Genomic DNA, 21,205 nt, shown 5'->3' with positions numbered 1-21,205 from the left:
ACTCAGCCCCGGGCCCGCAGGGCCTCGACGAGGGCGGCGGCGACGCGGTCCTGGTCGCCGGGCGCGAGGCCGGGGTAGAGCGGCAGCGACAGCAGCTCCTCGGCGACCCGGTCGGTCACCGGCACGCTGCCGCACTCCTCGGCGCCGAGGATCTCCTGGTAGGCGGTCATGTGGCTGGCCGGGATGAAGTGCACCGAGGTGGACACCCCGGCCGCCTCCAGCTCGGCGATGATGGCGTCCCGGTCGGGGACGCGCACCTGGTAGAGGTGCCAGGCGTGCTGGACGCCGGCGAGCTCGCGCTGCGGGAGGACCAGGCCGGGCGCGCCGAGCAGCAGCTCGTCGTAGCGGGCGACCAGCTCGCCGCGCCGCCGCTGCCACTCCGGCAGCGCGGTGAGCTGCGCCCGCCCGATGCCGGCCTGGATGTCGGTCATGTTGGCCTTCAGCCCGACGGTCCGCACGTCGTAGCGCCACGACCCGCCGGGCAGGTAGCGGCGCCAGGAGTCCTTGCTCATGCCGTGCAGCCGCATCGCGCGGACCCGGTCGGCGAGCCCGTCGTCGCTGGTGGCGATCGCGCCGCCCTCGCCGATCGGCATGTTCTTGGTGGCGTAGAAGCTGAAGCACGCCGCGAACGACGACGACCCGACCGGCGCGCCGCCGCGGGCCGCGCCGGGGCCGTGCGCGGCGTCCTCGACCACCTTCGTGCGGTCCAGCCCGGCGGCCTCGGTGAGCGCGGCGACGTCCACCGGGTAGCCGCCCTGGTTCTGCACCACCATCGCGGCGGGCCGCACCCGCGCGGCGGCGGCCGCGACCGTCGCCGGGCTCGGCACCAGCGTGTCCGCGTCGATGTCGGCCAGCACCGGCCGGAGCCCGGCGTGCAGGATCGCGTTGACCGCGCCGCAGAACGTCAGGCTCGGCGTCAGCACCGGCGACCCCGGCGGCAGGTCCAGCGCGCGCAGGCAGAGCTCCAGCGCGGTCGTGCACGAGGCCACCGCGACGACGTGCGCGGCGCCGAGGTAGGCGGCGAAGTCCTTCTCGAACGCGGCGGTCTGCGGCCCGGTGGTCACCCAGCCGGAGTCCAGCACCTGCCCGACGGCGCCGGCGACGTCGTCGGCGAACGAGGTGATGTTGAAGGGGACGGTGGACTGGTGTGTGCTCGCGCTCACGGGCGTTACCCCTTGCTCTTGCGGCCGGTGGTTTTGCGGGAGGTGGCGACGACCCCGAGCAGCGGCCAGCCGGACGCGGCGACCAGGTCGCGCACCGAGTCCAGGCCCGCCACCGGCGTCACCGGGCCGGCGACCGCGACCACGCCGGCCTCGTCGCCGGCGCCCGCGTCGACGTCCTCGAAGGCGTGCACGTGGCAGACGGCGCGCTGCTGCGCCGGAGACGCGGCGGCGGCCTCGCTCGACTTCTTGCTCAGCACGGCGGTGCCCGCGCCGGCCCGGACGACCGACGTGCCGCCGGTGCCGCCCGGCTTCGGGCCGCTGTTGTTGCTGCTCGCGGTTCCGCCGCCACCGTCCGCCGGCTCGCCGCCGTCGGGGTCGGCGACGGGCCGGGCGGTGACGACCTTGGTGCCGTCCCCGTACACCGCCGCGGCGATCCTGGAGACCAGCTCGGCCGGCAGCGGCCCGTTCCCGGCGCCGACCAGGGTGACCTGGACGACGCCCGCGCGCCGCGCCGCGAGCCGCACCCGGCGGCCGAGGTCGGCCAGCTCGGCGTCGGACCGGTCGGCCCAGCCGAGCAGCGGGACGCCGAGGCGCCGCGCCACCCGCTGCTGGCCCGGCACCGTCGGCCGGACCATCTCCACCACGACCGCGACGAGGATGCCGCCGATCAGGCCGACCAGGCCCGCGATCGCCGCCATCATCACCACCGGGTTCGTGCGCGGCGCGAGCACCGCCGGCTGCACGACGGCGGCGGTGCCCGAGGTCGTCAGGTCGGTGCGCAGCTCGCTCCGGCTGGCCCGCAGGTCGGTCAGCTCGGCCTGCACCCGCTCGCGCTCGTTGCCCGCCGCGATGTCGGGGGCCGGGACCGCCCCGGCCCGCTGCGACAGCGGCCCGAGCCGTCCCTCCAGGTAGCGGACGCGCTTGTCGATCTCCTTCAGCTGGCTCTTGATGCCGCCCTGGTTGGAGTCGTTGATCTCCTCGACGACGGCGGCGCCGATGGCGTCGGCGAGCGCGGTGGCGGCGGCGCCGTCGGTGTCCTTGACGCCGAGCTCCACCACCGTGGAGGTGCCGAGCCCGGTCACCGAGATCGCCTTGGCGAGCTTGTCGGGGTCGCGGTCCAGGTGCTTGTCCTTCAGCACCTTGTCGAGCAGGTTGCGGCTGGTCGCGAACGCCTTCACCTGGCTCACCACGATGCTGACGCCCGCGTCGCCCGGCGCGGCGTCGGTGGCCTTGGAGCTTGCCTGGAGACGGGTCCTGGCGACCTCCGGCGGCGTCCGGCCGCTCATCACGAACCCCACCAGCACCACCGGGACAACGGTCATGACCAGCAGGAGCGCCCAGTAGGTGCGGGCCACCCGGGCCGCGACTTCGTCGATCTCCACGAGCATCCCCTCCGGCGTCGTCCCGCCGAGCGTAGGAAGCCGGGATGGAGGTCGAATCGCCCATCGGGGCGATGGCCCGCTACGTCAATTGCATGCCCCGGCTCAGCCGCGGGCGGTCGGGCGCATCCCGGCGCGCATCGCGATCGTGATCGCCTCGACGGCCCGGTGCGCGCCGAGCTTGGCCAGCAGGTTCTGGGTGTGGGTGCGGACGGTGTTGGCCGACAGCCCGAGCCGATCGGCGATCCCGGCGCGGTCCAGGCCGTCGACCATGCACTGCAGCACCTCCAGCTCGCGCGGCGTCAGCCCGGCGAGCGGCCGCGTGCCGCCGCCCGTCCCGGCGGCGCCGGCGGCGGTCAGCCGGCGCAGCACCTCGCCGAGCACCTCCGGCGGGATCCAGCCGCCCTGCCCGGCGGCGGCGCGGACCACCCGCGCGACCAGGTCGGCGCCCGCGGTCTTGGACAGCCACCCGACGGCGCCGCGCCGCACCGCCTGCACCATCGCGTCCAGGTCGTCGGCCGCGGTGAGCACCACCACCCGGACGCCGGGGTGCCGGTCGCGCAGCCGGTCCAGCACGTCCAGGCCGCTCTCGGCGCCGAGCGTCATGTCCAGCACGACCACGTGCGGGCGCTCGGTGGCGGCGAGCGCGAGCGCGCGCCGCCCGTCCGCCGCGACGGGCAGCGGCACCAGGTCCGGTTCGTGGCCGAGCCGCGCCGCCAGGGCCTCGGCGAACAGGGCGTGGTCGTCCACGATCAGGACGCGGATGGGTCGCATGCCCTGACGATGCCCCGCACGGGAACCGAACGGATCCCGCAAACGCTGTACTCGTTAGGGACGGCTTTTGCGCCCCCGGCGGCCGCCCCGGAAACGGACCCACCCGTTCGTCCCGGTCCAGGCGGGCGGAACGGGCGGGGAGACTCGGGCGCGGACGCACAGAACGCCGCCCGGGTTCACGCGCGTCCGGCCCCGGCCACTTGGCGAACGCGCCGTTGACCCTCCGCAATCGCCTGCTGATCCTGTGCGTACCGAGACATGGGGAGCAAGAGCGACCAGGGGAAGTGCCGTGAAAGTCCTGATCACAGGGGGAGCCGGTTTCATCGGCAGCACGATCGCCTCGGTTTTCGCCGAGCACGGGATCACGCCCGTGGTGCTGGACAGCCTGATCACCGGCCGGCCCGAATTCACCCAGGGCAAGATCTTCTACCAGGGGGACATCGCCGACGGGGACCTCGTCGACGAGATCTTCCGCAGCCACCCCGACATCACGGTGGCCGTGCACTGCGCGGCGCTCATCGTGGTACCCGACTCGATGACCGACCCCTACCGGTACTACCAGGTCAACCTGGCCAAGACGCTGGAGTTCGCCGGGCACCTCACCCGCGGCGGGTGCGACCGGATGATCTTCGCGTCGACCGCCGGGATGTACCGGCCCGAGCCCGACCTGTCGGTCAGCGAGACCTCCGCGCTGGAACCGCAGAACCCCTACACGCGCTCCAAGATGATGGCCGAGCTGATGCTCGCCGACCTCGCCGCCGCCTACGGGCTGCGGGTGATCTCGCTGCGCTACCTCAACCCGATCGGCGCCGACCCGCGGCTGCGCACCGGCCTGCAGAGCAGCAAGCCGACGCACGCGCTCGGCAAGATGATCGAGTCCTACGAGCTCGGCGTCCCCTTCGGCATCACCGGGGTGGACTGGCCGACCCGCGACGGCACCGCGATCCGCGACTACATCCACGTGTGGGACATCGCCCGCGCGTTCTACGAGGCCGCCGACCGCTTCGACGCGGTCATCCCGCCGCTGCAGCCCGGCGGCCGGTCCGGCGGCTACGAGGTGATCAACCTCGGCACCGGCGACGGCACCACCGTGCGCGAGCTGGTGGACGCCTTCCGCGACGTCGTCGGCGCGGGCTTCCAGGCCGTGGAGGCGCCGGCCCGCCCGGGCGACGTCGTCGGCGCGTACGTGGACCCGGCCAAGGCGTGGGAGCTGCTGCGCTGGAAGCCCGAGTACACGATCGGCGACGCCATCCGGCACTCGCTGCAGTGGGCCGAGCGCCGCCGCGAGCTCGGCGCCGCCTGAGACCCGGCGGCGGGCTTCGCCTGGGCGTTCGCACCTGTGCGCGCCCAGGCGGAGCCGGGTCCGCTCAGCGGCGCGGGGTCAGCATGACCGGGAACTCGGTGACGCCGCGCACGAACGCGTTGCGCAGGATGCGCGGCCCGTCGTCGTCGGCCCAGCCGGCGTCGCCGACCCGCGCGATGAACTCCTCGAAGAAGATCCGCAGCTCCAGCCGGGCCAGGGACGCGCCGAGGCAGAAGTGCGGGCCGAGGCCGAAGGCGATGTGGTCGCCGGGCGGGCGGGTCACGTCGAACGCCGCCGGCCGGTCGAAGACCGCCTCGTCCCGGTTCGCCGACCCGTACATCAGCAGCACCTGGCCGCCTGCGGGGATCGTCACCCCGGCGACCTCGGCGTCGCGGTTCGGCACCCGGCACATGTTGAGGATCGGCGTCGTCCAGCGCACGAACTCCTCCACCGCGCCCGGGATCAGCGACGGGTCGTCGCGCAGCAGCCGCCACTGGCCGGGGTGCCGGATCAGCGCGTCGATCGCGGTCGCGATGACCGTGCGCGTCGTCTCCGCGCCGCCGACGAGCAGCAGCAGCGCCTCGTGCGCCAGGTGCTCGTCGCCGTAGTGCGGCTGCCCCTCGCCCGCGTTCGCCCAGACCGACAGCAGGTCCCCGGCCGGGCAGGCGCGGCGCTCCTTGGCCATCTCCAGCACCGCGAGCGCGAACTCCCCGCACGCGATCGTCGCCTCGTCGGTGACGTAGCGCCGCCCACCGCCCGCGTAGACCGCGGTCGCCGACCAGTGCGCCAGCCGCGGCCACGCCTCCTCGGGGAAGCCGAGCAGCCAGCCGATCACGCGCGCGGGCAGCGGCGCGGCCAGCGCCGGAATCGCGTCGACCGTGCCCTGCTCCAGCGCCGTGTCGATGCAGTCGACGGCGGTCCGGCGGATGCGGTCGGCGTAGCGGGCGACGCCGCGCGGGGTGAACCGCTGGTAGACCATGCGGCGGCGGTGCGCGTGCTCGGGATCGTCCTGCCCGATCATGGACGGGTCGGACGGCAGCTGCGGCCGGTACCCGCCCGCGTTCGTCCACACCTTCGCGTTCCGCTCGATCGCGAAGATGTCGGCGTGCCGGGCGATGCCCCACAGGCCGTTCGCCTCGTCGTGGTAGACCGGCGCCTCGGCGCGCAGCCAGGTGTAGACCGGCCAGGGGTCGGTCGCGTACATCTCGCCGTTCAGCAGGTCCAGGTCCACGGTCACTCCCCGGGGATGACGCCGCGCAGCGCGTCGGCGCCGAACATGGGCTCGAACATCGCCCGGTAGTCCGGGCCGCGCCGCAGGTGGTGGCCGCCATCGACGTCGATGACCTGGCCGGTGAGCCACGACGACTCGGGCCCGGCCAGGAACCGGGCCGCCTCGGCGATGTCCGCGGGCTCGCCGACGCGGCCGAGCGGCATGCACGCCAGGTAGTCGTCCAGGACCGGCCCCGGGTCGGCGACGCCCGCGACCAGCTCGGTGCGCACCAGGCCGGGCCGGATGCCGTTCACCCGGACGCCGGCGCCGCCGAGCTCGTCCGCGCCGAGCCGGACCAGGTGGTCGACGGCGGCCTTGGACACCCCGTAGGCGCCGAACCAGCGGTGCGTGACGGCCGCGGCGATCGAGGAGATCGCCACGAACGAGCCGCCGCCGCTGCGCGCCATGACCCGGGCGGCGTGCTTCAGCACGAGCATGGTGCCGGTCGCGTTCAGCTCCAGCGTGGCCCGCCAGGCGTCCGCGTCGAGCTGGGGGAGCGGGCCGATCGAGGTGGTGCCGCCCGCGCTGTGCACGACGGCGCGCAGCGGCGCGGGCCCGGCCGCGTGCGCGACGGCCGCCGCGACCTGCTCCTCGTCGGTGACGTCGGCGACGGTGTGGCGCAGGCCCGTCTCCTTCAGCCGGGACTCGGTGCGGCCGCAGACCGTGACCACCGCGCCGTCGGCGGCGAGGCGGCGCGCGCAGGCGAGGCCGATGCCGCTGCCGCCGCCGGTGACCAGTGCCGCGGTCCCGTCCAGCGGGCGGGCGGGGGTGGGTGAGCGCGACATCGGTGCTCCTCCGCAGAGTGTGAGACTGGAGTCTGAGCCAATGTCGCACCCAAGCAAGCGATAGGTCTAGACCCTGGCCGAAGCACCTAGCAAGCGGTAGGTTTCGAGCGGCGGGCGAGGAGAGGCGGCGCGATGCGGGAGCTCACGGGCAGGGTCGCCGTCGTCACCGGCGCCGGCAGCGGCATCGGCCGCGCCCTGGCGCTGCGCTTCGCGGCCGAGGGCATGCGCGTCGCGCTCGCCGACGTCCAGCCGGACGCGCTGGAGGAGACCCGCCGCGCACTGGCCGGCGCCGTGCCGGCCGGCACGGGGACGATCGCGCAGGTCACCGACGTCGGCGACGAGGCGTCGGTGCAGGCCCTGGCCGACCGCGTCTACGACGGCTTCGGCGCCGTGCACCTGCTCTGCAACAACGCAGGCGTCTTCGCCGGCGGCCAGATGTGGTCGCGCCCGGCCGCGGACTTCGAGTGGGTGCTGCGGGTGAACCTGTGGGGCATCCTGCACGGCGTGCGCGCGTTCGTCCCGCGCATGCTCGACCAGGACAGCGAGGGGCACGTCGTCAACACCTGCTCGGTCGCCGGGCTGTTCGCCGCGCCCTTCACCGGCCCCTACACCGTCTCCAAGTTCGCCGCCTACGCCGCCACCGAGACCCTCGCGCACGAGTTCGCCATGACCGGCGCGAAGCTGCGCGCGTCGGCGCTCTGCCCCGGCGGCGTCGCCACCGGCATCCACCGCTCCGGCCGCAACCGGCCGGACGCCCTGGCCGCCGACCCGACCGACGACCAGAGGTTCATCGACACCGTCATCGCCGACACCGTCGCGGACGGGATCGAGCCCGCCGCCGTCGCGGACGCCGTCGTCGACGCCGTCCGCGCCGAGCGCTTCCTCGTCCTCACCCACCCCTCCTACGCGGCGGGCCTGAGCGGGCGCGCCGCCGCCCTCGCCGAAGGCGCACTGCCGGGCCTTCCCGACTTCGAGTCGCGCGGCTGAAAACTGCGCGACAATGAGGGGTGGCTCACAGAGGAGGCCCGTTGAGCGGCGACATGCGCATCACCGTCACGCGGACGCTGAGCAAAGAGCAGCAGGCCCGCCGGGAACGGCTGATCGAGGCCGCCCGCGTGCTCGCCCTGGAAGGCGGCTACCCGGCGGTCACCATGCACGACGTCGCCGACCGCGCCGGCGTCGCGCGCGCCACCGTCTACCGCTACTTCGCCACCAAGGACCACCTGCTCACCGAGGTCGCCGCGACCTGGGCGCAGCGGATCACCGCCGACATCGACGCGCTCGCCGTCGGCGACACCCCGACCGAGCGGCTGACCGCGCTGCTGGAGCGCATCGTGCACGTCGCGGCGGCCGAGCTCACCCTGACCTCGGCCATCATCCAGGCGGTGACCTCCGACGACTCCAGCGTCGAGGCCGCCCGCACGGTGCTGTTCCTGTTCGTGCGGGACCGGCTGTCGGCGGCGATCGGCGACCCGGTGCCCGAGCGCGACGACGTCGAGATCGTGCTCGGCCACATCCTGCTGGCCGCGCTGGTCAGCCTGACCTCGCTCGGCCGCCCGGCCGAGGAGGTCGCGGGCATGGTGCGCACCTCGGGCCGGCTCGTCCTCGCCGGGGCGCTGGCGGCCGCCACCGCCTGAATGGTCCGTTCCACCGGCCGCCGATTGGCCCTGGGGACCGGACGAACGCGGCAATAAGGTCACGGTGTGACCAACCCGCTTCTTTTCCTGCTGGCCGCGCTGACGCTGGTCGCCATCCCCGGCCCGAACCACCTCTACATCATCACCCGCAGCATCGGCGAGGGCCGCCGCGCCGGCATCGTCTCGGCGTTCGGCATCGAGACCGGCACGCTGGTGCACATCGCCGCCGCCGCGGCCGGGCTGTCGGCGCTGATCGCCGCGTCCGCCGCCGCCTTCAACGCGCTGCGCTACGCGGGCGCCGCCTACCTGCTGTACCTGGCCTACAAGGCGTTCCGCAACGGCGGCGGCCACGACGAGGTGGTGCTGAAGCCCAGGCCGCTGCCGCGCGTCTACCTGGACGGCGTGCTGATCAACGTGCTGAACCCCAAGGTCGTGCTGTTCTTCCTGGCGTTCCTGCCGCAGTTCGTCGACCAGGAGGCGGGCGCGGTGCCGCTGCAGATCGTGGTGCTGGGCCTGGTCACCGCCCTGATCGGGCTGGTCAGCGACACCGTCTACGCGCTCGCGGCCGGCTCGATCGGCGGCTGGATGCGGGCCCGCCCCGCCTTCCGGCGCCGCCAGGGCTACGCCACCGGGCTCATCTACATCGGCCTCGGCGCGGTCGCCGTCCTCGCCGCCCCGGGCGCCCGCCGCGCCTGACCGGCCGCGGTTGACCGACCCCGCTCCGCTTCCCTAGCGTTGGACCTGGACGGCCGCTCCCGACTCCCCTCCGGCTTCCTTGTCAAACGGGTGATAACAACGGGCGCCGATTGCCTCATCGAGTCAGCAGTGTTCTAGGTCACCCGCCGGTAACTTCCGTTGAGCCCCATGAACCACCCCAAGGGGGCGGGAGGTGCTTGCGCGATGACCGCGTCGATCGAGGAGCGTTCGCCCCTGAAGCCGTGGGCCGGTGTGCCCGGGGAGGTCTCCGAGCTTTTCCGGCCGCACCTGGACACGCTGGCCGAGGAGATGATCGAGGAGATCCTGGCCGGCGTCCCCGAGTACGCCCGGCCGCAGGACGAGGAGTACGCCCGGCTGGTGCGGCTGGCGGTGGAGGGCGCGCTGAACCAGTTCGTCGACCTCATCGTCGACCCCGAGTGCTCCTGGGACCCGGTCGCCGCCGTCTACCGCGAGATCGGCTGGGCCGAGGCGCGCGAGGGCCGCAGCCTGGACGTGCTGCAGACCTCGCTGCGGCTCGGCGCCCGGGTCGCCTGGCGGCGCCTGGCCGCCGAGTCGGAGAACTACAACATCTCCCGGCGCACCCTCGCCAGCATCGCCGAGGCCATCTTCGCGTTCCTGGACGAGATCGCGCGGGCCGCCACCGAGGGCTACACCAAGGCCCGCGAGCAGGAGGCCGGCGAGCTGGAGCACCGCCGCCGCCGGCTGCTGGACATGATGCTCGCCGAACCGTCCGCCGCCCCGCAGGCCGTCGCCGACCTGGCCCGGCTCGCGCAGTGGCGGGTGCCGCGCACCGTCGCCGCCGTCGTCCTGTACGAGCGCGGGCACGAGCCGTTCTCCCACCCCGTGCTGCCGCCCGACGTGCTGGCCGACGTGAACCGCCGCGAGCCGTGCCTGATCGTCCCCGACCCCGACGGGCCGGGCCGGCGCCGGCTGCTGGAGGGCGCGCTGCGCAACTGGGTCGCCGCGATGGGGCCGACCGTGCGCACCGAGGACGCCGCCAAGTCGCTGCGCTGGGCCCGCGAGGCGCTGCCGCTCGCCCGCCGCGGCATCCTGCCGTCCGACACCCTGATCCGCTGCGCCGACCACATGCCGACGCTGGTGGTGTTCAAGGACGAGGAACTGGTGCGGGCCGTCGCCGACCTGCGGCTCGCGCCGCTGCGCGCCATCCGCCCCCGGCACCGCGAGCGGCTCATGCGCACGCTGCTGGCCTGCCTGCAGAACGGCTTCAACGCCACCGAGGTCGCGGCCCGGCTGCACGTGCACCCGCAGACCGTCCGCTACCGCCTGCACCAGCTGGAGGAGCTGTTCGGCGACCGCCTCTACGAGCCGGAGTCGCGGCTGGAGATGGAGATGGTGCTGACGGTGTGGCTGAGCGCGCCCGACGCCGCCGCGGGGGGCCGGCCCGCCGAGGTGATCCCGCTGGACGGCTCCCGCCGCGGCTCTCCATCAAACGATTGACCGAGAGCGCGCCGAGGCCCTAGCGTCGGGGGATGACCACCGCCCCCGGCCGGGACCGCGTGCTGGCCGCAGCCACCCGGCTGTTCGCCGCGCACGGCTACGACGGCACCTCCACCCGCCAGATCGCCGAGGCGGCCGGCCTCAACATCGCCACCGTCGCCTACCACGCCGGCGGCAAGCGCGAGCTGTACCTGGCCGTCATGGAACGTGCCCACCAGGCCGAGCGGGACGCGGTCGAGGCCGCCGTCGCCGAGTTCACCCCCGACGCGGCCGGCGTGCACCGGCTGCTCGACCGCTACGTCGACTTCTGCGCGGCGCACCCGGAGATCCCCGCGCTCTGGATGCACCGCTGGCTGTCGGACGCCGCCGACATCGCCGGCCTGGAGGAGCGCTACGCCCGCCCGCTGCTGGACCGGATCGCCGGGACGGTGCGCGCGGTCGCCCCGCCCGGCGTGGACGCCGGGTACGCCGTCATGACGGTCGTGTGGTGCACCCACGGGTTCGGGCAGGGCGGCGTCCTGGACGCCGCCGGCGCCCGCCGCTCCCTCGCCGACGACGCCGAGACCGCCCGCTTCCGCGCCCACCTGCACCAGCTCATCGGCCGGCTGCTGTGCATCTGACCAGGGCGCGGCTGCTCGGCTACGGCATCGGCTCGGTCGGCACCGGCGTCTTCTCGGCCGTCCCGGGCCTGCTGCTGCTCTACTACCTGACCGACGTGCTCGGCGCCCCGGCCGCGCTCGCCGGGGCCGTCCTGGTGCTGCCGAAGGCGTGGGACGTGGTGCTGAACCCCGTCGTCGGCGCGGCCAGCGACCGCGAGGCGGTGCGCACCGGCCGCCGCACCCGCCTCCTGCTGACCGGCGCGCTCGCGCTGCCGGTGCTGTTCGCGGCCATGTTCGCGCTGCCCTCGCCGCTGCTGACCGGCGCGGCGTTCCTGCTGGCCGCGACCGCCTTCGCCTGCTTCCAGGTGCCCTACGTCGCGCTGCCCGCCGAGATCTCCGAACTGCCCGACCAGCGGTCGCGCGCGATGGCCTGGCGGGTCGTCTGCCTCACCCTCGGCATCCTGCTCGCGGGCGGGCTCGCGCCGGCGCTGGTGGACGCGGCCGGCGGCGGGCGCGGCGGGTACGCCCTGATGGGCGCCGTCGTCGGGGCCCTGCTGCTCGCCGCGACCCTGGCCGCCGCGCTGGCCACCCGCTGGATCCCCTCCCGCCCCGGCCCGCGCCCGCTCGGCCTCGCCGCCGCGCTGCGCACCGCCCGCGGCAACCGGCCGTTCTTCGCGCTGCTCGGGGCGTTCACCACGCAGTCGCTCGCGGTCGCGGTCATGCTGGCGGGCGCCCCCTACATCGCGACCTACCGGCTGGACGGCTACGGGCTCACCTCCGCCATGTTCGTGTGCATGGTGGCGCCGAGCGCGCTCGCCGTGCCGATGTGGCGCAGGCTCGGCCGCCGGTACGGCCAGGAGACCTGTTATCTCTTCGCCGTCGTCCTGTTCGCCGCCATCGCGGCCCTGCTGTATCCAGCGGTCAGCGCCGGCACGCCCTTCGTCCTGGCCCTGACCGCCCTCATCGGGGTCTGCTACGCCGCCGTGCAACTGCTGCCGCTCTCTCTCCTGCCCGAGACCGTGCACGCGGACACGGGCCGCACCGGCCACGCCCAGGCGGGCGCGTTCACCGGACTGTGGACGGCCGCCGAAACCGGCGCGCTCGCCCTCGGCCCCGGGCTTTTCGCACTGCTCCTGGCCGCCACCGGATTCCGCTCGGCGGACTTCGAGCACCCCGTCCGCCAGCCTGATTCGGCCCTGACCGGCCTCACCGCCGGATTCACCTTCGTCCCCGCCCTGCTGCTGCTGGCCGGCGTCCCGATGCTGCTGGCCTACCGACGCCTGAAGGAAAACCATGCTGCCTGAGATCGGACGCCCCGTCCCCGACCTGCTCGCCGAACTCGCCGCGCTGCGCGAGAACGACCTGCCGGTGCGCGGCGGCAAGGTCACCGCCTACGTCTACGACACCGGCCGCGCCGCGATCCACGACGGCGCCGCCCGCGCCTACCAGGAGATGCTGGAGGTCAACTGCCTGGACCCGACGGCGTTCCCCAGCATCGTCGCGCTGGAGCGGCAGGTCGTCGGCGCCGTCGCGGACCGGCTCGGCGGCGGCACGGGGATCTTCACCAGCGGCGGCACCGAATCGATCATGCTGGCGGTGAAGGCGGCCCGCGACGCCCGCCCCGTCGACGGGCGCGCCCAGCTCGTCGTGCCGGCCACCGCGCACCCGGCGTTCCACAAGGCCGCGCACTACCTGGGCATGGACATCGCCGCGGTCCCCGTCGGGCCCGACCTGCGCGCCGACGTGCCCGCCATGGCCGCCGCGATCACCCCGCGCACCGTGCTGCTCGTCGCGTCCGCGCCGTCCTACCCGCACGGCGTGCTGGACCCGGTGGCCGAGATCGCCGCGCTCGCCCGCGCCCGCGGCGTCCTCTGCCACGTGGACGCCTGCGTCGGCGGCTGGGTGCTGCCGTGGCTGCCGGACGTCCCCCCGTTCGACCTGTCGGTGCCCGGCGTCACCTCCCTCTCGTGCGACCTGCACAAGTACGGGTACGCGCCGAAGGGCGCCTCGGTCGTCCTGTTCGCTTCCGAGGACCTGCGGCGGCACGCCTACTTCGCGTCCGCCTCCTGGCCCGGCTACACCGTCATCAACGCGGGCGTGCAGAGCAGCCGGAGCGCGGGCCCGCTCGGCGCCGCCTGGGCGACCATGATGGCGCTCGGCGACGACGGCTACCGCGCCCTCGCCACCGAGGCCAAGGCCGCCGCAGACCGCCTGGTCGCGGGCGTCGCCGCGATCCCGGGGCTGCGGGTGCTGGGCGAGCCCGTCGCGCCGCTCGTCGCGGTCGCCTCCGACGACCCGGCGCTGGACGTGTTCGTCCTCGCCGACCAGGCCCGCGCCCGCGGCTGGTTCTTCCAGCCCCAGCTCGCCTACCAGGGCATCCCGGCGAACCTGCACTTCACGCTGACCGGCGTCTCCGCGGCCGGCGACCTGCTCGCCGTCCTCGCCGAATCGGCCGAGGCGGCCCGCGCCGCCGGGCCGGTCCCGCCCGGCCTGCTGGACGGCGTGGACCTGGCGGCCCTCACCGACGCCGACTTCGCCGCCCTGCTGGAATCGACCACGGCCACCGGGATGGCCGTGGTCAACACCATCTTGGACGGGCTGCCGCCCGAGACCCGCGAGGCCCTGCTGATCCGGTTCCTGTCGGCCCTGTACTCAGGAAAGGCGTAGCAGCCGCTGGACGGGCGACGGCTCGTCCAGCTTGCTCTCCAGCACCAGCGGGATCTTCCCGGCGCCCACCGTGACGGCGCCGACCCGGTCGCCCGCCGCACCCGTGTGCGGCGGGTCGCCCGCCACGCCGATCGGCACGGTCATGCCGGGCCAGCCGATCACGTTCACCGGGACGTCGGTCTTCAGCGGCGTGTGCCCGCCGAGCCCGTCGTCGACCTGCGCGACCCTGCCCCCGGCCGGGGCCAGCGTCACCGACGTCAGCGCGCCCTCGGCGGCCTGCACCAGCCGCTGCGCGACGCTGATCGCGCCGACCGCGCTCGGCGACCGCTGCCCCATCACCGCGCCGACGATCATCGTGGACACCCCGCCGACCTTCTTGCGGGCCGCGAACACGTAGTTGCCGCCCGCCTTGTCGGTGTAGCCGGTCTTGCCGCCGACGACGCCGAGCCGGCCGAGCAGGATGTTCCCGCCGGGCCGCGCCGGGCCGCCGTCGGCCGGGACGTAGGCGCGGTTGCCGACGACCTCCGCGAAGGCGGGCACCTTCATGGCCGCCGTCAGCAGCTTGACCTGGTCGGCCGCGGTGCTGACCGTCCCGGCGTCGTAGCCGCTCGGGTCGGTGTAGGTCGTGTCGTTCATGCCGAGCGCCTTGGCGGCCTCGTTCATCTTCCGCACGAACGCCTGGTCGGCGCCCGAGTCCCAGCGGGCCAGCTCGTGCGCCACGTCGTTCGCCGAGATGATCATCAGGGCCTCCAGCGCCTTGCGCTCGCTGAGCCGCTGCCCCGCCGTGATGCCGAGCATGGACTCGCCGCGCTTGCGCCGCGCGGGCAGCTCCGCCACGCCCTGCGCCGAGACGGCGCGCTCGGGCCCGGCCTCACCCGGCTTGAGCGGGTGGTTCTTCAGGAACACATAGGCCGTCATCACCTTGGCGACGCTCGCCGTCGGCGTCGGGGAGCCCCCGCCGGAGGAGCCCATGGTGCCGAGCCCGTCCACGTAGACGCTGGCCTGCCCCTGCCCCGACCAGGGCAGCTGCGGCGCCGTCCCCGCGAAGGTGTGGCTGGTGGCCGGCAGGGTCAGCTTCAGCTCCGGCTCGGGAACGGGCCGCACCAGCTGCCCGGTGACCCCGCCGGCGACGAGCAGGAGCACGACCAGGCCGACGACGAGCCACAGCCGCTTCTTCTTTTTCGGCTCAGGCTCCTCGGCCGCCGCCTGCTGCTGCTGTTCCGACCACGGCACCGCCCACTGCCCGGACGACTTGGTGGAGGGAACCTCGGAGGCGGGCAGCCGCAGCTCCATGGGGAACCGGCCGTCGTTCTCAGCGGCCGGCGTGGCGGACCAGGCCCCCGAATCCCGCGTGCCGCCCTGCTGCTGCCAGCCCTCCACGTTGGGCCGGATGTCCTCCCGCGTCCGCGAGAGGGAGTCGTCCCACTGAGGCGCAGGCGGAGCCTCCCACCCGGCCAGGTCCTCACGCTGCGGTGCGACCCCAGCCGACGCCGCGCCAGGCCACGGAGCCGCGGGCCCAGCCGGCGGCGCGTCGGGCGCACGGTGCTGCGCGCCGGGCCACTGAGACGGCGAGCCTTCACGCTGCGGCGCGGGCCCAGCGCCCGGCGTGCGGTGCTGCGCGCCAGGCTGTGGGGGCTGCTCTTCCTGCTGTGGCGTAGGCCGAGCCATCGGTGCGTCGGGCGCACGGTGTTGCGCAGCGGGCCGCTGGGGCATGGAGTCTTCGCGCTGCGGCGCGGGCCCGGCACCCGGCGTGCGGTGCTGCGCGCCGGGCTGTGGAGACTGCTCTTCCTGCTGTGGCGTGGGCCGAGCCATTGGTGCGTCGGGCGCACGGTGTTGCGCAGCGGGACGCCGTGGCGCCGAGTCTTCGCGCTCTGGCGCAGCCCCAACCCCCGGTGTGCGGTGCTGCACACCGGTCTGCGGCTGCCCTTCCTGCTGCGCCGCAGGCCTGGCCGCTGGCGCGTCGGGCGCTTGGTGCTGTGCGGCGGGACGCTGAGGCGTGGAGTCTTCGCGCTCTGGCGCCGGTCCGGCACCCGGTACGCCGTGCTGCGCGCCAGGCTGTGGTTGCCCTTCCTGCTGTGGTGCAGGCCGGGTCGTCGGCGCGTCGGGCGCTTGGTGCTGCGCGGCGGGACGCCGTGGCGCTGAGTCTTCGCGGTGTGGCGCGGGTCCGGCACCTGGTGCGCGGTGCTGCGCACCGACCTGCGGCGGCCCTTCCTGCTGTGGTGCAGGCCCAGCCGAGGGTGCGTTGGGCGCTGGGTGTTGCGCGGCAGGCCGCTGAGGCGCGGAGACTTCGCGCTGCGACGCGGATCCGGCGCCCGGTGCGCTGGGCTGCGGTGGCTGCTTCTCCTGCTGCGGCGCAGGCCCAGCCGACGATGCGTCGGGCGCTTGACGCTGCGCGGCGGGACGCCGTGGCGCTGAATCTTCGCGTTGCGGCGCGGCTTCAACTGCCGACGTCTCAGACGTATCGGAGCTCTCGGGCCTCGGCGCATGGCGGTGCGCACCGGGCTGCGGCGGCTGCCCTTCCTGCTGCGGTGCAGGCCGGGCCATCGGTGCGTCGGGTGCACGGTGTTGCGCGGCGGGCCGCTGGGGCGTCGAGTCTTCGCGCTCTGGCGCGGGTTCCGCGCTAGGTGCGCGGTGCTGCGCGCCGGGCTGTGGCGTGGGCTGGGCCGTCGGCGCGTCGGGCGCTTGGCGCTGTGCGGCAGGACGCCGTGGTGCCGAGTCTTCGCGCTGGGGCGCGGCTTCAGTCAGCGGTGTCTCAGGCGTAGCGGAGCCCTCAGACCTCGGCGCACCAGGCTGCGGCGGCTGCTTCTCCTGCTGCGGCGCAGCCTCGGCCGACGGTGCTCCAGGTGCAGCGGAACTCTCGCGCTCTGGCGCAGGTCCGGCACTCGGCGCGCGATGTTGCGTGCTGGGCTGTGGCGCGGGCCCAGCCGAGGGCGCGTCGGGGACCTGATGTTGCGCGGCGGGCCGCTGGGGCGTCGAGTCTTCGCGCTGCGGTGTGGCTTCAGCCGGCTGCGTCTCAGGTGTAGCGGAGTCCTCGCGCTCTGGCGCGTGTCCAGCGCTCGGCGCACTGGGCTGCGGTGCAGGCCCGGCCGACGGGGCGTCGGGCGTTTGGTGCTGCTCGGCGGGACGCCGGGGTGCTGAATCTTCGCGCTGCGGTGCGGCGGAGCCCTCGGGCTGCGGCGTGGGCTTGGTGGACGCCGCGTCTTCCCGCTGCGGCGCAGGTCCCGCCGACGGCGTCTCCGGCTTCGGGGCGGGCGTGGCGAATGGCGTGTCGGGTATGCCCGACACGCCTGGACGTGAGTCCTCACGCTGCGCGGCGGGGCGCCGGGACTTCGGCTCTTCACGCCGCGGCTCAGCCTCGGAAGGCGGCGCTTCAGACGCGGCGCCGTAGCCCTCGGGTGTCGGCGCAGCTTCAGCCGGTGCGCGGTGTTGCGCGGTGGGACGCGGTGACGCCGGCCCTTCCTGCTGCGGTGCTTCAGACGTAGCGGTGCCCTCGGGCGTGGGCGCGCCTGGTGCGCGGTGCTGCGCGGCCGGTCGCTGGGGCGTCGGGTCTTCGGCCGGCGGCGTCTCGGGCGCAGCGGCGCTCTCGGGCTCCGGCGCGTCAGGGCGCGGTGGCGCCGGGCGTTCCTGCGCGGCCTCAGCCAGCGGAGTTTCAGGGGCGGCGGTGGAGCCTTCCGGCTTCGGTGCGGGCGTGGCGAACGGCGTGTCGGGCATGGCCTGCGCGCGCCGCGGTGCGTCGGGACGCCGAGGCGTCGCCTCCTCGCGCTGCGGTACGCCTTCGGCCGGCGGTGTCTCGGGTGCGGCGTGGCCTTCGGGCTTCGGCGCGGCGGCAGAGCTCTCGCGCTTGGGGGCGTCTTCGGCGAATCCCGCTTCGGGCGCGCGGTGCGGCGCGGCGGGAAGAGGGGCTGCCGGGCCTTCCTGCTGCGGCGTCGGCTCGTCCTCTGAGGCCGGCATTTCGGATGCGGCGGAGTCTTCGGGCTGCGGTGCGGGCGCGGCCGGGCGCGCGGCGGCGGAACTCTCGCGCTTCGCGGCGTCTTCGGTCGGCGGCGCCTCGGGCTCGGCTTCGGCGGACGGCGCCTCAGGCGCGCGATCCGGCGCGGCGGGTTCCTCCGGCGTGTCGTCTTCGGGCTGGGGCGCCTCCGCCTTGCCGGCAGGGGCCGGGCGGCGGGGCGGCCAGGGCACTTCGACCGTCTTCTCCTGCGCGATCCGCGCCGCGTCGGGCACCTCGGCGGGCTTCTGCCGCGGGGTGAACCAGGGGTTCGCGGGCTCCGCCGGGCGGGTATGCCCGGGGACGGTGAACTCCGTCGTCTCCGCACGGCTCGCCTCGTCTTCGGAGACGTCCGCGTCGCGCTCCACGGGCTCCGTCGGATCCGGTTCGTTCACGGCGACCTCCTCGGCTCTGTGCCTTTGCCACGCACACGGAGCGGTCTGTCGCTCACAAGCCCCCCGTACCCCTTTCAAGGATGCGTAGCTTAGCCGGAAAGTTCACTTTGTTATGTATTGGTGATCAAGAAAAGCGGGGCTGACCGTGAACCCGGATCCGGGGGTGTGGCGATACATCCCTGTCATGTCCCCCCGCACGGGAAGGCCGGTCCGCATGCCATGGTGTCCGCGATGACCGCACCCCCCGCCCTCGGCGCCGCGACGGCCGACGCCGAGATCATCCGGCGGTCGCTCGCCGAGCCGGAGGCGTTCGCCGTCCTGTTCGACCGGTATTCGGGAATGCTCTACCGCTACGTCTCCCGCCGGCTCGGCCCCGAGGTCGCCGAGGACCTGGTCGGCGAGACGTTCCTGGTGGCCTTCAGCAAGCGCCGCCGCTACGACCTCGAGCACGCCGACGCCCGGCCCTGGCTGTTCGGCATCGTGACCAGGCTCGTCGCGCGGCACCACCGCGGCGAGGCCGCGCGCTACCGGGCGCTGCGGCGCAGCCCCGTCGAGGAGCGGGTGGAGTGCCCGGCCGACGAGGTCGCGGCCCTGGTCACCGCGTCCGCGTCGCGCCCGCTGCTGGCCGAGGCGCTGGCCGCGCTGCCCCGCCGCGACCGCGACGTCCTGCTGCTGGTCGCCTGGGGCGACCTGTCCTACGCCGAGGTCGCGCAGGCGCTCGGCATTCCGGTCGGGACGGTCCGGTCCCGTCTCAACCGGGCCCGGCGCAAGGTGCGGGCGGCGCTCGGCGAAGTCGACCCGATGAGCGAGGAGGCGTAGCCATGGACGACCTGAAGATGCTCCGCGACCTCGGCCGCGACCTGGAGCACGAGCCGCCCGCGTCCCTGGTCCGGCAGCGGCAGCGGCTCGCGGACGCCGCCTCGGGGCGGCGCGGGGCGCTCCGGCGGCCCGGCGGCTGGACGCTCCTCGGCGTCGTCGCCGTGGTCACCGCCGCGCTCATCCTCGTCCCGACGGTCCTGCTGCGCGGCTCCGAGCGCGCCCCGGCCGGCACGCAGAAGATCGGGAAGACGGCGCACCGGACCCTCAACCTCCTGGTGCTCGGTTCGGACAAGCGGGGCTTCGGCGCGCCCCGCACGGACACGATGCTGCTGGTCCACCTGCCCGCCGACCGCAGGAACGCCAAGGTGGTGAGCCTGCCCCGCGACCTGATGGTGCCGATCCCGGCCTGCAAGAAGGGCGGCCAGGTCATCCCGGCCCGCGCCTCCGCCCTGCTCAACTCCGCCTACACCCTGGGCGGGGTGCAGTGCGCCATCAAGACCGTGGAGAGCGTCACCGGCATCCGCATCGACCAGACCCTCACGATCGACTTCGGTGGCTTCAAGGACATGGTGGACGCGCTCGGCGGTGTGGAGGTCACCCTGCCGCAGAGCGTCAACGACTCGAAGTCGGGGCTGCGCCTCTCCGCGGGCCGGCACTTCGTCAAGGGCAAGGTCGCGCTCGCCTACGTGCGCGCCCGGCACGGCCTGGGCGACGGCTCCGACCTGGACCGGGTCAAGCGCCAGCAGCGGTTCCTGGCGGCGCTGTCGCGCCGGGCGCGCGGCCAGGTGTTCAAGGACCCGGCGGGCGTCGCCGCGTTCGCGCGGGTGGCGGCCCGGTCGATCGACGCGGTGCCGCGCCTCGGCCTCACCGAGTACCAGGACCTCGCCCGCAGCCTGGAGCACACCGACCCGGGCGAGGTCGACTACAGCACCGTCCCGTGCGGGCCGTCGCCGAAGGACCCGAACCGGCTCGCCCTGACGCCCGAGGCCGCCGAGGTCTTCGCCCGGTTCAGGTGAGCGCGCGGCACTACAGGGCCGTGACCAGCCGCTCCAGTTCGGCCTCGGTGTTGTAGTAGTGCACCGAGGCCCGGACGGCGGCCGGGGCCGCGTCCAGGTCGTAGCCGTGCTGCCGGGGCGTGGTCACGCTGACGTTGACGTCCCGCTCCCGCAGCGCGAGCTTGATCTCGCCGGGGTCGCGCCCGGCCACGGTGAACGTGACGATCCCCGACATCCGCTCGCCCCGGTCCAGGACGGTCACGCCGGGCCGCTCGGCCAGGTCCGCCCGCAGCCGCGCCGCCAGCGACGTCACCCGCTCCTCGATCGCCCGCAGCCCGAGTGCCGTCGCGTAGTCGACGGCGACGCCCAGTCCGATCTGCCCGGCCACGAAACGCTCCCAGGTCTCGAAGCGCCGTGCGTCGTCGCGCATCTCGTAGGCGTCCGGGGCCTGCCAGTCCGCCGCCTGCAGGTCCAGGAACGGCGGCTCCAGCGTCCGCAGGACGTCGCGCCGCACATACAGGAAGCCGGTGCCGCGCGGGCCGCGCAGGAACTTGCGGCCGGTCGCCGACAGCATGTCGCAGCCGATCTCCCCGACGTCCACCGGGAGCTGCCCGACCGACTGGCAGGCGTCCAGCAGGAACAGCGCGCCCGCCTCCCGGCACAGCCGTCCCACCTCCGCGGCCGGGTTGACCAGGCCGTTCTGTGTCGGGACGTGGTTCAGCGAGACCAGCCGGACGCCGCCCCGGCCCAGTTCGGCGGCGAGCGCCTCCAGGGAGATCTGGCCGTGGGCGTCGTCGGGCACCACGTCGACCCGCACGTCCCGCGCGCGCGCGACCTGCCGGTAGGCGATCGCGTTGCTGGAGTATTCGCTGGCGGTGGTGAGGATGCGGTCGCCGGCCGCGAACGGCACCGAGTAGAACGCCATGTCCCAGGCGCGGGTGGCGTTCTCGACGTAGGCGATCTCGTCGGGAGCGGCGCCGAGCAGCGCGGCGACGGCGTCGTAGAAGCGGCCGATCGCCGCGGCGTTCTGCTCGTACGCCTCGTACCCGCCGATCGACGCCTCCAGCGTCAGGTGCCCGACGACCGCGTCCAGCACCGCAGCCGGCTGCAGCGCGGCGCCGGCGTTGTTGAGGTGGACGACCTCGGCGCATCCCGGTGTCTCCGCCCGGACCTTCTCGACATCCATCACGATCACCCCTTCCTGATCATCATCTCCTGCCGCGAAAATGTCAGACCCCCGCGCGACGCTGGGATCGTCC

General features: G+C 74.6%; 18 protein-coding genes. 11 read left to right on the top strand and 7 right to left on the bottom strand.

The window, feature by feature from the left end; translation table 11 throughout:
- Positions 1–2: 2 nt before the first annotated feature.
- The 3 genes from ACRB68_RS42575 to ACRB68_RS24980 form a co-directional block, all read right to left on the bottom strand.
- Positions 3–1,163 (bottom strand): DegT/DnrJ/EryC1/StrS family aminotransferase, encoded by a 1,161-nt coding sequence (locus ACRB68_RS42575; protein WP_194293433.1) that lies wholly within the window; start codon positions 1,161–1,163, stop codon positions 3–5.
- 5 nt (positions 1,164–1,168) lie between these two features.
- Positions 1,169–2,545: a YveK family protein gene (locus ACRB68_RS42570; protein WP_153536415.1), complete on the bottom strand. Its 1,377-nt coding sequence runs from the start codon at positions 2,543–2,545 to the stop codon at positions 1,169–1,171.
- 102 nt (positions 2,546–2,647) lie between these two features.
- Complete coding sequence (locus ACRB68_RS24980) at positions 2,648–3,316, bottom strand: response regulator (RefSeq protein WP_153536413.1); 669 nt, start codon at positions 3,314–3,316, stop codon at positions 2,648–2,650.
- 289 nt (positions 3,317–3,605) lie between these two features.
- On the opposite strand from ACRB68_RS24980, the gene galE reads away from it, so the two are divergent.
- The gene (gene galE, locus ACRB68_RS24975; protein ID WP_207709813.1) at positions 3,606–4,619 is read left to right on the top strand and encodes a UDP-glucose 4-epimerase GalE; all 1,014 of its coding nucleotides are present in this window, start codon (positions 3,606–3,608) and stop codon (positions 4,617–4,619) included.
- A gap of 64 nt (positions 4,620–4,683) precedes the next feature.
- Here galE and ACRB68_RS24970 read toward each other — a convergent pair whose 3' ends face one another.
- Both ACRB68_RS24970 and ACRB68_RS24965 read right to left on the bottom strand, forming a co-directional pair.
- The gene (locus tag ACRB68_RS24970) at positions 4,684–5,850 is read right to left on the bottom strand and encodes a cytochrome P450 (protein ID WP_153536411.1); all 1,167 of its coding nucleotides are present in this window, start codon (positions 5,848–5,850) and stop codon (positions 4,684–4,686) included.
- A gap of 2 nt (positions 5,851–5,852) precedes the next feature.
- Positions 5,853–6,674 (bottom strand): SDR family oxidoreductase, encoded by an 822-nt coding sequence (locus ACRB68_RS24965; RefSeq protein ID WP_153536409.1) that lies wholly within the window; start codon positions 6,672–6,674, stop codon positions 5,853–5,855.
- 132 nt (positions 6,675–6,806) lie between these two features.
- Here ACRB68_RS24965 and ACRB68_RS24960 point away from each other — a divergent pair, with 132 nt between their 5' ends.
- From ACRB68_RS24960 to ACRB68_RS24930, 7 genes are all read left to right on the top strand, one after another.
- Positions 6,807–7,661, top strand: a complete 855-nt coding sequence (locus tag ACRB68_RS24960) for an SDR family NAD(P)-dependent oxidoreductase (protein ID WP_153536407.1) — start codon at positions 6,807–6,809, stop codon at positions 7,659–7,661.
- 41 nt (positions 7,662–7,702) lie between these two features.
- Complete coding sequence (locus ACRB68_RS24955) at positions 7,703–8,311, top strand: TetR/AcrR family transcriptional regulator (RefSeq protein ID WP_235959876.1); 609 nt, start codon at positions 7,703–7,705, stop codon at positions 8,309–8,311.
- A gap of 66 nt (positions 8,312–8,377) precedes the next feature.
- Positions 8,378–9,007: a LysE family translocator gene (locus ACRB68_RS24950; RefSeq protein ID WP_328594737.1), complete on the top strand. Its 630-nt coding sequence runs from the start codon at positions 8,378–8,380 to the stop codon at positions 9,005–9,007.
- A gap of 204 nt (positions 9,008–9,211) precedes the next feature.
- A complete protein-coding gene (locus ACRB68_RS24945; RefSeq protein WP_153536405.1) occupies positions 9,212–10,486 on the top strand; it encodes a PucR family transcriptional regulator in 1,275 nt (424 codons plus the stop codon).
- Positions 10,487–10,518: 32 nt separating this feature from the next.
- Complete coding sequence (locus ACRB68_RS24940; protein ID WP_153536403.1) at positions 10,519–11,106, top strand: TetR/AcrR family transcriptional regulator; 588 nt, start codon at positions 10,519–10,521, stop codon at positions 11,104–11,106.
- Positions 11,097–12,389 carry an MFS transporter gene (locus ACRB68_RS24935; protein WP_328594736.1) on the top strand — a complete coding sequence of 431 codons (1,293 nt, stop codon included), beginning with the start codon at positions 11,097–11,099 and terminating at the stop codon, positions 12,387–12,389. Before ACRB68_RS24940 ends, ACRB68_RS24935 begins: the two co-directional genes overlap by 10 nt.
- Entirely contained in the window at positions 12,379–13,752 is a 1,374-nt protein-coding gene (locus ACRB68_RS24930) for a pyridoxal phosphate-dependent decarboxylase family protein (protein WP_153536401.1), read from the top strand. Before ACRB68_RS24935 ends, ACRB68_RS24930 begins: the two co-directional genes overlap by 11 nt.
- Here the strand turns inward: ACRB68_RS24930 and ACRB68_RS24925 are convergent.
- Positions 13,738–15,132: a D-alanyl-D-alanine carboxypeptidase family protein gene (locus tag ACRB68_RS24925; protein ID WP_328594735.1), complete on the bottom strand. Its 1,395-nt coding sequence runs from the start codon at positions 15,130–15,132 to the stop codon at positions 13,738–13,740. The genes ACRB68_RS24930 and ACRB68_RS24925 overlap by 15 nt on opposite strands.
- Before the next feature lie 519 nt (positions 15,133–15,651).
- Here ACRB68_RS24925 and ACRB68_RS24920 point away from each other — a divergent pair.
- From ACRB68_RS24920 to ACRB68_RS24910, 3 genes are all read left to right on the top strand, one after another.
- Entirely contained in the window at positions 15,652–15,894 is a 243-nt protein-coding gene (locus tag ACRB68_RS24920; RefSeq protein ID WP_153536399.1) for a hypothetical protein, read from the top strand.
- Between the two features lie 2,469 nt (positions 15,895–18,363).
- Entirely contained in the window at positions 18,364–18,951 is a 588-nt protein-coding gene (locus ACRB68_RS24915) for an RNA polymerase sigma factor (RefSeq protein ID WP_153536397.1), read from the top strand.
- A 2-nt stretch (positions 18,952–18,953) separates the two neighbouring features.
- The gene (locus tag ACRB68_RS24910) at positions 18,954–19,967 is read left to right on the top strand and encodes an LCP family protein (protein ID WP_153536394.1); all 1,014 of its coding nucleotides are present in this window, start codon (positions 18,954–18,956) and stop codon (positions 19,965–19,967) included.
- Positions 19,968–19,977: 10 nt separating this feature from the next.
- Here the strand turns inward: ACRB68_RS24910 and ACRB68_RS24905 are convergent, their stop codons facing one another.
- The gene (locus tag ACRB68_RS24905) at positions 19,978–21,132 is read right to left on the bottom strand and encodes an aminotransferase class V-fold PLP-dependent enzyme (RefSeq protein WP_153537761.1); all 1,155 of its coding nucleotides are present in this window, start codon (positions 21,130–21,132) and stop codon (positions 19,978–19,980) included.
- Between the last annotated feature and the right edge of the window lie 73 nt (positions 21,133–21,205).

The sequence above is a fragment of the Actinomadura macrotermitis genome (genome assembly GCF_009604375.1).
Taxonomy (GTDB): Bacteria; Actinomycetota; Actinomycetes; order Streptosporangiales; family Streptosporangiaceae; genus Spirillospora; species Spirillospora macrotermitis.
The sequence above is the reverse complement of the archived record's forward strand: the minus strand, read 5'-3'. Positions and strand labels throughout refer to the sequence as shown.